This is a genomic window from Actinoplanes sp. NPDC048967, assembly GCF_040649415.1.
In the GTDB taxonomy this organism is placed as follows: Bacteria; Actinomycetota; Actinomycetes; order Mycobacteriales; family Micromonosporaceae; genus Actinoplanes.
In genome coordinates this window covers 148,219-160,725 of sequence record NZ_JBEZFL010000001.1, presented here as the reverse complement: position 1 = coordinate 160,725, position 12,507 = coordinate 148,219, and the positions used below count along the sequence as shown (strand labels likewise).

Here is a 12,507-nt window from a genome sequence, read left to right as displayed (position 1 = left end):
AGACCACACCATACGTTCTTCATAAGAACGTACGTGCGGTGTGCGCACAAGGACAACCCACTGGAGGTCTGCAGAATGCGTCGGTTCATCACGGGGATGGCCGTGCTCGCCCTCGTCGGAGCCGGGGCGGGCTGCGGATCCTCTTCAGGCTCGGGTCCCGCCACCACCGACGGCGGGGTCGCGCAGGTCAAGGTCGGCGTCATCCCGATCGTCGACGTCGCGCCCATCTACCTGGGGCAGAAACAGGGATTCTTCCAGAACCGGAAGATCGAGCTGACCATGGAGAGCGGCCAGGGCGGCGCGGCGATCGTGCCCGGCGTGGTCAGCGGCCAGTTCCAGTTCGGCTTCAGCAACATCACCTCGCTGCTCATCGCCCAGACCAAGAACGTGCCGATCAAGGTGGTCAGCAACGGCGTGGCCTCCACCGGTACGGCCGGCCAGGACTTCGGTGGCGTCGCGGTGCGCAAGGACAGCCCGATCACCAAGCCGGCCGACCTGGCCGGCAAGAAGATCGCGGTCAACACGCTGAAGAACATCGGTGACACCACCGTGCGCGAGTCGGTGCGCAAGGCCGGCGGCGACCCGAGCGGGATCAGCTTCGTCGAGATGCCGTTCGCCAACATGCCGGCCGCGGTGGAGAACGGCCAGGTCGACGCCGCCTGGGTGGTGGAACCGTCGCTGTCGGCCGTGACCGCCGCCGGTGGCCGGGTGGTCGCCTGGAACTACGTCGACGCGGCGCCGGATCTGACCGTGGCGGCGTACTTCGCCTCCAGCAAGCTCATCGCCGACGACCCGGACCTGGTCAAGCGGTTCACCGAGGCGATGAACGAGTCGCTGGCCTACGCCGACGCGCACCCGGACGAGGTCCGCGAGATCCTCGGCTCCTACACCAAGATCGACCCGAAGGTCCGCGAGGCGCTGACCCTGCCGAAGTGGCCCACCGAGATCAACAAGGCGTCGGTCGAGACGCTGAGCAAGCTCGGCGCCCAGGACGGCATCTTCGGCTCGGCCACGCCCGACCTGGCCAAGATCCTGCCGTGACGGCGGTCGGGGCGGCGGCGCCGCGGACGGTGCCGGGGGGCCGGGCGGTGCTCGGCCTCTCCGGCCTGGCCGGGCTGCTCGTGCTGGTCGAGCTGCTGCCCCGCGCCGGGATCGTGTCGGACAGCTACCTGCCGCCGACCAGCCGGATCCTGGCCGCCCTGGCCGACGAGGCGGTCACCGGCGCGTTCTGGGTGGCGGTCGGGGACACCCTCACCGCGTGGGCGATCGGCCTGGCCGTCGCGGTCGTGGCCGGCGTCGCCGCGGGGGTGCTGATCGGCGCTGTGCCCCTGCTGCGCGCGGTCACCGCCTCCACGGTGGAGTTCCTCCGGCCCATCCCGTCGGTCGCGCTGATCCCCCTCGCGGTCCTGCTCTACGGCGCGGACCTGGGCTCGACCCTGCTGCTGGTGGTCTACGCGGCCTTCTGGCAGGTCCTGGTCCAGGTCCTGTACGGTGTCGCCGACGTCGACCCGGTCGCCGACGAGACCGCCCGCAGCTTCCGCTTCGGCGCCTGGGCCCGGATCCGCTACGTGCTCTGGCCGACCGCCCTGCCGTACGTCTTCACCGGCATCCGCCTCGCCGCCTCGGTCGCGCTGGTGCTCGCGGTCACGACCGAGCTGGTCATCGGCGCCCCCGGCCTCGGCGCGGTCATCGCGGTCGCCCAGACCTCGAACGCGATCCCCACCATGTACGCCCTCATCGTCGTCACCGGCCTGCTCGGCGTGGCCATCAACCTGGCCGCCCGCTACGCCGAACGCCACTTCCTCGCCTGGCACCAGTCCGTCCGCGGGGAGGCACCCTCATGATCAGACGCCTGCTGCTGGTCCTCGGCCTGCCGATCGTGCTCTTCCTGACCTGGTACGCGGCCAGCGCGAACAGCGAGAACTTCTACGCGCCCCCACTGCGCCGGATCCTCGCCGCGTTCGCCGACACCTGGACCCCCGAGCGGCTGCGCGCCGACGTGCTGCCCAGCCTGGCCCGCCTCGGCGCCGGTTACCTGCTGGCCGCGGTGATCGGCATCGCGGCCGGCGTCGCGATCGGCGCCAACCCCCGGTTGCGGGCGGCCGCCGAGCCGGTGCTGGAGTTCTTCCGGGCCGTGCCGCCGCCGGTGCTGGTCCCGGTCATCATGCTGTTCGCCGGCATCGGCAGCAGCATGAAGGTCATCGTGATCGTCTCCGGCTGCGTCTGGCCGGTGCTGCTCAACACGGTTGAGGGGGTCCGGGCCACCGACGGCGTGCTGTCCGACACCAGCCGCGCGTACGGGATCACCGGCGCGGCCCGGCTGCGTCACCTGCTGCTGCCTGCCGCGTCACCGCAGATCGTCGCGGGCCTGCGGCAGGCGCTGTCCATCGCGATCATCCTCATGGTGATCAGCGAGATGTTCGCCGCCAGCAACGGCCTGGGCTTCACCATCGTGCAGTTCCAGCGCAGCTTCGCCATCCCGGAGATGTGGAGCGGCATCATCCTGCTCGGGCTGCTCGGTTTCGGCCTGTCCGAGCTGTTCCGCCTGGCCGAGCGCCGCGCGCTGGCCTGGTACCACGGCCTGCGCGACGCCCAGCGGCGCTCGTGACGAAGGAGACGACGATGCTCGAGGTCAAGGGCCTGCGCAAGGTCTACCGGTCCGGCGGCCGCGAGGTGGAGGCGCTGCGCGACCTGACGTTCACCGTCGCCGCGGGCGAGCTGGTCTGCCTGGTCGGCCCGTCCGGCTGCGGCAAGACCACCCTGCTGCGCTGCGTCGCCGGGCTGCTCGACCCGACCTCCGGCGAGGTCACGGTGGGCGACCGGAGCGGCCTGGCGATCGTCTTCCAGGAGTACGGCCGCAGCCTGTTCCCGTGGATGACGGTGCGCGACAACGTCGACCTGCCCCTGCGGCAGAAGAAGGTCCCCAAGGCCCGCCGTAGGGAACTGGTCGCCGAGGCCCTGACCGCGGTCGGTCTGGACGGCACGGAGTCCGCGTACCCGTGGCAGTTGTCCGGTGGGATGCAGCAGCGGGTGGCGATCGCCCGGGCCGTGGCCTACGAACCGTCGATCCTGCTGATGGACGAGCCGTTCGCCGCGGTCGACGCGCAGACCCGGGCCGACCTGGAGGACCTGGTCCGCTCGCTGTGGCAGCGGCTGGGCATGACGATCCTGTTCGTCACGCACGACATCGACGAGGCGGTCTACCTGGGCCAGCGCGTGCTGATGCTGTCCGCGTCCCCGACGGTGGTGCAGGACGAGCTGACCGTGGACCTGCCGCCCGAGCGCGACCAGCTGCACACCCGGGCCGATCCGCGCTTCGTCACCCTGCGCACCCGGGTCTACTCCCAGATCCAGGCGGCTAAAACGGGTACTGCTTCGGGCGCTGCTGGAGAGTTATCCAACGCAGATCGGTGAACGCCTCGGCGCCGGCCCGGCCCCCGAAACGCCCGTAGCCGGAGTCGCCCATCCCGCCGAACGGCGCCGTCGGGTCGTCGTCCACGGACTGGTCGTTGACGTGGGCGATGCCGGTGCGCAGCCGCCGGGCGACGGCGAAACCCCGGTTGACGTCCTGGGTCAGCACTCCGGCGGTGAGCCCGTACGGGCTGTCGTTGGCGACCGCGATCGCCTGCTCCTCGTCGGCCACGGTCAGCACGGTGGCCACCGGCCCGAAGATCTCCTCGGTGTGGATGCGCATGTCCGGCGTCACGCCCGCGAGGACCGTCGCCGGGTAGTGCGCGCCGTCCGGCGTACCGCCGCCGCTGAGCACCCGGGCGCCGCCGGCGACCGCCTGATCGACCAGGCCGGCGACCCGCTCGGCCGCGCCGGCGTTGATCAGCGGCCCGATCACCGTGTGGGGGTCGGTGGGGTCCCCGGCGGGCAGCCCCTTGGCCTTCTCGGCCAGCCGGGCGGCGAACTCGTCCGCGAGGGACCGGTGCACGATGACCCGGTCCGCGGACATGCAGATCTGCCCGGAGTTCAGGTACGCCCCGAAGGCGACGGCGTTCACCGCGTACTCCAGGTCGGCGTCGTCGAGCACCAGCACCGAGTTCTTGCCGCCCAGCTCGAGCACCGCCGGGGTGAGATGCCGGGCGGCGAGCTCGCCGATGCGCCGGCCGACGCCGGTGGAACCGGTGAAGTTGACCCGGCGCACCCGGCGGTCCCCGATGAGGGTCTCGGCGACGACCGCCGCGTCGGCCCGGTCGTTGGTCAGCACGTTCAGCGCGCCCGGCGGCAGCCCGGCGTCGCGCAGGATGTCGGCCAGGAAAAGCGCACAGGCCAGCGGCGCGTCCTCACTGGCCTTGACCACGACGGTGTTCCCGACGGCCAGCGGCGCGGCGACCGCCCGGGCCCCCAGGATCAGCGGGGCGTTCCACGGCGCGAACGCGGCGACCACCCCGGCCGGCTGCCGGATGGCCAGCGACAGCGCGGTCGGGTCCGCACCGGCCAGCACCTCACCGACCGGGAGCGTGGTCAGGGCGCCCGCCTCACGGAACATGCTCGCGGCCAGCCCGACGTTGAACAGCGACCAGCCCAGCGTGCCGCCGGTCTCGGTGGCCATCAGCGCGGCGGCCTCGGTGGCGCGTTCCTCGAGCAGGTCACCGGCCCGGGTGAGGATCCGGCGCCGCTCGGTGGGGGCGGTGGTGGACCAGCCGGCGAAGGCGGCGTCAGCGGCGTCGACGGCCCGGGTGACATCGGCCGGTCCGGCCGCGGCGATCCGGGCGACGACGTCACCGGTGTGCGGGTTGAGATCCTCGGTGGTGCGCCCGTCCGCCGCGGCGACCTCGTCGCCACCGATCAGCAGGCTTCTGGACTGGGTCACGGGCCACCTCCGCGGGAGTGTTCGGTATGCGAACACATGTGCGCTCCGAAACGTGCCCGAAACGCTAGTGCGGCCGGGTGGGCTGGTCAACCGGTGGGCGCTCGCGCCCTCGTGGCCGGGGCCGGACCGGGGCGATGATGCGGGTCATGGTGCGCAGGCGGCGGGTACTGCCCCGGGCCGGAGCGCTCGCGTCGGGGGTGCTGCTGATCGCCGTGGCCGCGTTGTTCGCCGCCACGGGCGTCGCGTGTGGACTCAGCGGGGTCGGCAAGAGCGAACTCGCCCTCCAGTTCGCGCACCGCAACCGGGGGCGCTTCTCCTCGAACGGCTCTCCCGCGACGGCCACCTGGCCTCCCGCCGGCTCTCCCAGCAGGTCAAGCCCGACCGCGTCGTCTACACGATCACGCCTTGCAGGACGGTGGGGTCACGCTCGCGGCGGTACGCGCGACGCCCCGTTCGGCGCCACCGGACGTGGCCGACGCCGCGTCGTGACGCCGTCCCGCGCCTCAGCCGCCGCCCCCGGACGGCGGGCTGACCGGCGCGCCGGTGATGGCCGCCTCCTGCCGCAGGAGGAGATCCTGGATCGGCAGGTGGTCGTCGTTGCTGAGGACAACACCCACCCAGCCGGTGTCCGGGTAGATGCTCCAGTTGGCGCCGACCCCGCCGTCCGCGCCGCCGCGGCCGATCACCCACTGACCGTTGCTGATGCTGATGGGCATCGTGTATCCGTCGAACGACGTCGGATCCGGGCCGGGGAGCTTGGCCCCGGCGAACAGATCGGCGTACGGCCGGTCCAGCACCGTGCCGTCCCGTAGCGCTTCGGCGAAGCGGACCAGGTCCGGCGCGGTGGCGAAGCCGCCGCCCGAGGCGTGCCCGATGAAGCCGCGGCCCGGATTCCGGCCCTGGGTGAAGGGATCCACGCTGCCCTGGTCGAGGTTCCGCACGGCGTCCACGAGACTGCCGTCGGCCTGCGACATGTACGGGTGCGCGATGTGCTCGTCGGTGAGCCACTGCTCCCGGGTGTAGAACGCCGAGCCGGTCATGCCGCAGCGCCGGAAGACCCGCCGGTGCACGTAGTCCCAGAACGTCATGCCGGACACGGCCTCGACGATCAGCGCGGCCATGGCCAGGCCGACACCGCCGCCGGGCCGGTGGCCGTTGGACGCCGCGCCGGGCACCCCCACCAGCGTCGCCTGCCGCACCCACTGCTCGGCGTACTCGTGCACCTCCGGCCGGCTGTGGAAGACGCGTTGCCAGTCCGGCATCGGCGCGTCCAGCCCGGACGTACTGGTGAGCAGGTGATGGATGGTCACCTTCTCGGCGATCTCCCCGGAAAGGTCCCGCAGGTGCCGGCCCACCGGGTCGGACAGCGTCAACCGGCCCTGCTGCAGCAACTGCAGGACGGCCACCGCCAGGAAAGGCTGGCTGGCCGAGGAGAGGTTGAACGCGATGCCCTCGTGGTTGCGGATGCCCTTGGCCTTGTCGGCCATGCCGTAACTACGCGACAACACCGTCCGGCCCCGGTGCGCCAGCAGCACCACACCGGAGAACCTGCCGTCGGCGGCGAGCTTCGCCACGTACCGGTCGAAGGCTCCACCGGGCCGGGTGTCCGGCGGAATCCGGCCGCGCCCGGCCCTCGCGGGGTCGGCGCCGGCCACCACGCCGGCGGCGGCGAGCCCGCCGGAGGTGAGCAGTCGCCGCCGGCCGATGCCACCTGAGTTCGACAATGAAGCGTTGTGGTCCATGCCGCCACTGAAGACGAATGTCCGTTGCGGTGGCGTATGCGGATTTCGATACGCCGGCGATACAGCGGATCCCCGAAATTGTCGGTACCCCGGTGGATACTGCCCGGCATGGCGAGCTTCGAGGACCAGGACCTGACCGATGCCGAGTTCCGCGAGTGCGATCTGACCCGCGCCCGGCTGATCGGCGTGGTGATGCAGGACGCGGTGATCGACGGGCTGGTCACCAACCTGGTGGTCAACGGAGTCGAGGTGACGTCGTACGTCGAGGCCGAGCTGGACCGCCGGCATCCGGTGCGGCTGCTGCTGCGCTCAGCCGATCCGGCGGACCTGCTGCAGGCTGTCCGGCAGCTGCGGACCGGCTGGGCGCAGACCGTCGAGCGCCTGCGAGCGATGCCCGGCGGATCGGAGCACCGGCGCGTCGGCGGCGAGTGGTCGGCGGTGGAGACCCTGCGCCACCTGGTGTTCGTGCACGACTCGTGGTTCCGCCGCTGCTGTCTGGGATCGACCGAGCCGTTCACCGCGCTCGGGCTGGCGTCCGACTTCGTCCCGGACCAGGAGGAACAGGGCCTGGACCGGGCGGCGGCTCCCGGTCTCGACGAGGTGCTGGCCGTGCGCGAGGTGCAGGGAGCTGAGCTGGAGCGTTGGCTGTCGATGGTGACGGCCGAGGAGCTCTCGGGGCCCGCTCCGGTGCCGGCGGGCCCGGGCTGGCCGCCGTACGGCCTGGGAAAGTCGATGCTGGAGTGCGTGCAGGTGGCCCTGAACGAGGAGTGGGCGCACCACGGTTTCTGCGTACGCGACCTCGATCTCCTCGGCTCATGACCCTCGGCCCGCCCGATGGTGTCGCTCTGGCGTGACAGCGCGCGGGCTTGTTCACGGTGACAATGAAAGCATCGAGAACGCCGACCTGGGGAGACTCAAGTGAAGCCTCGTAGTCGTTCTTTCATGATCGCCGGCGCTGTATCGGGAGCTCTCGTCGGATTCGGGGCGGTGTTGTTCTCGCCGATCCTCCTGTTGCGAGCCAATCATCTGACGGCACAGGATTGGGGGACTCTGAGCAATGTCGGGCAAGCCTACGGGGGAGTATCGGCGATTCTCACCGCCCTGGCACTGATCGGTGTCGCCGCGTCGCTACTGGTGCAGCGCCAGCAAGCCGATATAGCCCGCACTCAGGCCATCAGGGCGTTTCAGCTGCAGATGCTGACCCTGTGCCTCGAGCGACCTGACACCTACTACCCGCTCATGGGGCACGAGGTCACGGGAACCGTCGAGGACGCACGACGGCAGATATTCGCGACCTACTTCCTCAATTACGTGCACGCCGGGTATTCCATCGACTTCTTCGACGAGAAGTCTCTCACCAGCGATGTGTTCCCACGGTTCTTCACATTCGACACAGGTCGTGAGTATTGGGAGACGATGCGACCACTCTGGGTCGCACGCTACTTCTCGAAGAAGTCGCGGAAGTATGTCGGCATGTTGGACGCATCGTACGAGCGTGCCGTGCTCGCTGGACCGCCCGTGCCGGCGACGCCCCCGCCGGCTTCGACGGATGACGGCGACAGGCCTGGAGCAAAAGTGCGGACCGCTCGGGGACTCCTCCTCCTCGGCGGCGGGTTGATAGCCGGAGCAGCCTTCGGAGCGTTGCGGGGTCGTCGGCTCACTCGGCAACGCTGACGACGTCCACGTCGCGTCGAGCACCCTGCTCCGGCGACCGGACTCCCGACCGCCCACGCGCGCGCGGAGCCCTCGTTCCCGGCGTGATCGGTCATGGCGTCCGAGGGACGCCGACGGATGGCCAGAAGCGCTCGATGTACTGCCCGTTTGAGACCTGCTTGCGCAGATCGTGGGCTTCCCCCGGGCGCGTGCCTCTAGTGTTCCCCTCTCCGGAGGATCTCCGGGGATGTCATTGCGCCCACCGTTCCACCTCGCGACGGCCGGTGCTTGCTGCAGATCTGAGGAGACGCCGTGTTACTCGTGCGGGACGAGGTCCTTCGCGCTCATCACATGAGCCTTGTGGAGTCTCATCTGCGAACCGTCAGAGCCGTCCACGCCGGTACGGACGACCTGAGCGCACTGCAGGCGCGGAAGCTGCTCGACACGCTCGCTGTCGCGGCTCACTCGAGGCTCTATGCGGAGTCGTTGCGGGACTGGCGGGACGACCGTACGCTCGCCGAGGCCCGCACGATGCCGGCTGATGTGGTGCTCACCAAGCTGTTGCCCAGCGTGCCGCTGCTCGACCGTGGGGAGTTGCGCGCCCGGTCTCGGGACGCGTTCACCCGGCCGGTGACCAGTTTCCTGCACTATTACGAATCCTCGGGCACGACCGGTGACCCGGTGGCCGCGCCGAAGGCCGTCGACGACCTGGCGGTCAACACCATGAACATCGGCGAGATGTGGGGCCGGATTCTCGACCCGTCGGATTCGGCGCTGTTCCTCATCAATGGTCCTTTCGCTCCTGCCGGCTACCAGTTCGAGAAGGTCCTGGAATACCTCGGGGTCGTGTCGATGCGGCTGTGGGTCGACAACGTCACCGGTGACTACACCCGGGTGCTCCGGCTGGCCGCGGACCTGCGGGCCAATGTGTACGTGGGTACGGCCTCGCGCCTGCTGGAGCTGGTGCATTTCGCGGTCCGCAACGGCACGCCGCCGCCGCGCTTCGACCGGCTGCTGCTGATGGCCGAGCAGACCGGCGACAGCCTGCTGCGGCACCTGGAACAGCTGACCGGAGCGACCGCGTACGTCGCCTCCTACGGCTCGTCCGAGACCGGTACCACGGCGGTGACCTGCGAGCGCGGACGCCTGCATCTGCAGTTGCAGAGCTACGTGCTGGAACTGCACGACGAACGGGGTACCCGGCTGGTGGACGGAGGGCCGGACCGCGGCGAACTGGTCGTCACCACCCTGGATCTGCCGGCCCGGCCGCTGGTGCGCTACCGGACCGGTGATCTGGTCGAGCTCACGGGCGAACCGTGCCCGTGCGGTCTCGCGCTGCCGGTGATGCGCACGCTCGGCCGGCGACAGGATGCGATCACGTTCGGCGGCGTGCACGTACGGCAGGAGGACTTCGAGGCGGAACTGTGGTCCGGCTCCGGGGCAGGGCCGACCGTCCTCGATTACATGCTGGTCGTCCGGGGCCACGAGGTCGTCTGCCTGGTCACCACCGACCAGCCACCGAGTGAGTCGTGGGTCGCCGCCGCGACCGATCGTCTCGGCTCGTCCTTCGCGGGGCGGCGCTTCGGGATCGGTGTCGTCGACGCGCTCCCACCACTGGCGACGATGGGTTCCTACGTCGGCTGGAAGCTGTCGCGGATGCTGGACCTGGACGACGCCCGGGCGTGGAGCGGGCTTCCGGCGCCGATCGAAGCGGCGCTGCGGGAGACCCTGCACCAGGTGGAGGCGTCCACCGGTCTGCGCCCGGCCCACCCCGGCGGCACGTTCACCGAATCGGAGAGGATCACCGATGGAAGCTGACCGGAGCCCGATGTCCGAGGCGGACAAGGCCCAGTTCGTGCTGGGTGTCTACTTCCGTACGCAGGCCGCGATCGAACGGTTCATGGGGGTGGACGGCCTGCCACAGTGGACCGAGCATGTCGCGAGCATCAACGCCGAAGCCGCCCGCCGGCGGGTGCCCGACGCCGCCGGCCAGGCTCGCGATCTGCTGACCGGCCTGGAGTCCATGCTCGAGGTCTACGGTTCGGACACCACCCGTACGGAGACACCCGACCGTTCCCGGCTCACCGTGCGCCGCTGTGGCATCTACGACTACCGGGAGCGTGCCCAGCAGCAGGGCGTACAGCTGACCCTCAAACGACCCTGCGAGTTCTGTGTCGACCTGCACCACCGGACCGCCGACCACCTCGGCGTCACGGTTGAGCACAAGCTCGGCGAGCGCAGCTGCGAATGGGTCTCCCACGTGCCGTCCGGCGACCAGGAGAGGTCGGCGTCGTGACGCAGAGCGACACACTGCCCCTGCCGTACCGGCGCGACGCCGGCTGCCCGTTCGATCCCGACCCGGAGATGCGCCGACTGCGTGCGCAGGAGCCGATCACCCGGATCACCATCAACGGTGGGGACGTCGTCTGGCTGGTCACCCGGTTCGACGACGGCCGGGACATCCTCGGCGACCGCCGGTTCAGCAGCGAGCTGACCCCGCTGGGGATCGTCCTGCCCGAGCCGGGCAACCGTACGCTGGCCGAGGAGTTGCAGGACCAGCAGCCCGGCACGTTCATCGAATGCGACCCACCGGAACACACCCGGCTGCGCCAGATGGTCGCCGGTGAGTTCAGCGCGCAACGAATGGCGCAACTGCGGCCCCGGATCGAGGCCGTCATCGAGCACCACCTCGATGCGATGGCGGCCGCCGGGCCGCCGGTCGATCTGGTCGAGGAGTTCGCGCTGCCGGTGCCGTCGACGGTGATCTGCGAGATGCTCGGCGTACCGGAGGATTTCGACTTCGACTTCGCCGGCCACACCCGGATCATGACCGACGTGATGTCCAGCCTGGAGACCCTGATCCCGGCCCGGAACGCGCTCCGTGCCGGGATGCTCGAACTCGTCGAGCACAACAGGAAGCAGCCCGGCGACAACGTGCTCGGCCGGATCATCCAGGAGCACGGTGCCTCCGTCACCGATCAGGAGCTCGTCGGTATCGGCAACCTGCTGCTGGTCGCCGGGCACGAGACGACCGCGAACATGCTCGGCATCGGCACCCTCGCCCTGCTGCGTCATCCCGACCAGCTGGCGTTGCTGCGCGACGATCCGCACATCGTCGAGCGCGCCGTCGACGAACTCGTCCGGTACGTCTCGATCCCCAACCACGGGGAGATCAGGACCGCCACCGCCGATGTGACGGTCAACGGAACCCTGATCAGAGACGGCGAGCAGGTGCTGGTGGCGATCCCGTCCGCCAACCGGGACGAATCGAGGTTCCCGGACCCCGATCGGCTCGACTTCACCCGCGAACCCCGCACCCACCTGGCCTACGGCCACGGCGTGCACTACTGCGTCGGCGTCCCGCTGGCCCGCCTGGAGATGCATTTGGCGTTCCCGGCCCTGCTGCGCAGATTCCCGCAGCTGCGGCTGGCGGTCCCCTTCGAGGACGTCTCGTACCGGCGATCCAACGTCACCTATGGCGTCCACTCGCTGCCGGTCGCCTGGTAGCGCAGGTCCCTTAACCGTTGCCCGGAGGCGATGAATGTCGAACATCACCGGAGTGCTGGCCCGGGTCGTGGTTCCCGACCTCGACGCGGCGATTCCCCTGTACCAGGCCCTTTCGGGTGCCCCGGAGGTGCAGCGGTTCGCCTTCGCCGGCGTGGAGCTGGCCGGCGTGGGCCCGTTCCTGCTGCTGTCCGGTCCGGACGCGGCCCGATACAACAATCGGGTGGCCACCCTGCTGGTCAACGATCTGGACCCGGTCATCCGCGCCATCACCGAGGCCGGCGGCGACATCCTGGACGGCCCCGACCCCGCCCCGAACGGCGCCCGGCTCATCGCGAGAAACCCGGACGGCGCGGTGTTCGAATACATCGAGACCGGGACACCCGCATAGGAGCAACGCCGGCTGGAGCAGGTCCAGGTGGAAGTGCGGTGGGTGGTCGTCCGTCCTCCGGGGGCCGACCATCCACCACTACCGCCCGCTGCACAGCAACACGCGATCATGGTGCATGCTCGGCCGCCATCTACGGGCGGTCCGGCCAATACAGGCCCTGCTTGAGCAGTGCCAGTTCTTCCAGCGGGAAGGGACGGCCGTCCCACAAGCCGCCGTACCCGGCTGCGGGATGCTCGTCGACGACGCCCTGGGCCATGCGGCAGGTGGCCTCGATGCAGGTAGACGTCTTCGGCCGCTCCGCCGAACAGGAACGTGTAGCCGTCGGGTATGCCGTAAACGCCAGCGATGGTGGACCTGGACCCGAGTTGCAGATCCAGCGCTGCGCGCAGGAGCTGGTC

12 protein-coding genes are annotated in these 12,507 nt (G+C 70.2%); 10 read left to right on the top strand and 2 right to left on the bottom strand.

What is annotated here, in order from left to right:
• Window positions 1-75: 75 nt before the first annotated feature.
• The 4 genes from AB0C12_RS00795 to AB0C12_RS00780 are packed head-to-tail and all read left to right on the top strand — an operon-like array spanning window position 76 to window position 3,414.
• Window positions 76-1,041 (top strand): ABC transporter substrate-binding protein, encoded by a 966-nt coding sequence (locus AB0C12_RS00795; protein ID WP_360542682.1) that lies wholly within the window; start codon window positions 76-78, stop codon window positions 1,039-1,041.
• Window positions 1,038-1,844, top strand: coding sequence for an ABC transporter permease subunit (locus AB0C12_RS00790; protein WP_360542680.1), 807 nt, complete (start codon window positions 1,038-1,040; stop codon window positions 1,842-1,844). Before AB0C12_RS00795 ends, AB0C12_RS00790 begins: the two co-directional genes overlap by 4 nt.
• Entirely contained in the window at window positions 1,841-2,608 is a 768-nt protein-coding gene (locus AB0C12_RS00785) for an ABC transporter permease subunit (protein WP_360542678.1), read from the top strand. The genes AB0C12_RS00790 and AB0C12_RS00785 overlap by 4 nt, the downstream gene beginning before the upstream one ends.
• Window positions 2,609-2,622: 14 nt before the next feature.
• Window positions 2,623-3,414: an ABC transporter ATP-binding protein gene (locus AB0C12_RS00780; protein ID WP_360542676.1), complete on the top strand. Its 792-nt coding sequence runs from the start codon at window positions 2,623-2,625 to the stop codon at window positions 3,412-3,414.
• Here AB0C12_RS00780 and AB0C12_RS00775 read toward each other — a convergent pair.
• Together AB0C12_RS00775 and AB0C12_RS00770 are read right to left on the bottom strand one after the other, a co-directional pair.
• Window positions 3,359-4,819, bottom strand: a complete 1,461-nt coding sequence (locus AB0C12_RS00775; protein WP_360542674.1) for an aldehyde dehydrogenase family protein — start codon at window positions 4,817-4,819, stop codon at window positions 3,359-3,361. The genes AB0C12_RS00780 and AB0C12_RS00775 overlap by 56 nt on opposite strands.
• Window positions 4,820-5,322: 503 nt before the next feature.
• Entirely contained in the window at window positions 5,323-6,561 is a 1,239-nt protein-coding gene (locus tag AB0C12_RS00770) for a serine hydrolase domain-containing protein (RefSeq protein ID WP_360542672.1), read from the bottom strand.
• A 108-nt stretch (window positions 6,562-6,669) separates the two neighbouring features.
• On the opposite strand from AB0C12_RS00770, the gene AB0C12_RS00765 reads away from it, so the two are divergent.
• The 6 genes from AB0C12_RS00765 to AB0C12_RS00740 all read left to right on the top strand — a co-directional run bounded on the left by AB0C12_RS00765 (window position 6,670) and on the right by AB0C12_RS00740 (window position 12,109).
• Entirely contained in the window at window positions 6,670-7,380 is a 711-nt protein-coding gene (locus tag AB0C12_RS00765; RefSeq protein ID WP_360542670.1) for a DinB family protein, read from the top strand.
• A 123-nt stretch (window positions 7,381-7,503) separates the two neighbouring features.
• Window positions 7,504-8,235, top strand: coding sequence for a DUF6082 family protein (locus AB0C12_RS00760; RefSeq protein ID WP_360542668.1), 732 nt, complete (start codon window positions 7,504-7,506; stop codon window positions 8,233-8,235).
• Window positions 8,236-8,565: 330 nt separating this feature from the next.
• Window positions 8,566-10,032: a hypothetical protein gene (locus AB0C12_RS00755; protein WP_360542666.1), complete on the top strand. Its 1,467-nt coding sequence runs from the start codon at window positions 8,566-8,568 to the stop codon at window positions 10,030-10,032.
• Window positions 10,022-10,510 carry a hypothetical protein gene (locus tag AB0C12_RS00750; RefSeq protein ID WP_360542665.1) on the top strand — a complete coding sequence of 163 codons (489 nt, stop codon included), beginning with the start codon at window positions 10,022-10,024 and terminating at the stop codon, window positions 10,508-10,510. Before AB0C12_RS00755 ends, AB0C12_RS00750 begins: the two co-directional genes overlap by 11 nt.
• Entirely contained in the window at window positions 10,507-11,721 is a 1,215-nt protein-coding gene (locus AB0C12_RS00745; protein ID WP_360542663.1) for a cytochrome P450, read from the top strand. The genes AB0C12_RS00750 and AB0C12_RS00745 overlap by 4 nt, the downstream gene beginning before the upstream one ends.
• 34 nt (window positions 11,722-11,755) lie before the next feature.
• Window positions 11,756-12,109, top strand: coding sequence for a VOC family protein (locus AB0C12_RS00740; protein WP_360542661.1), 354 nt, complete (start codon window positions 11,756-11,758; stop codon window positions 12,107-12,109).
• Window positions 12,110-12,507: the final 398 nt, after the last annotated feature.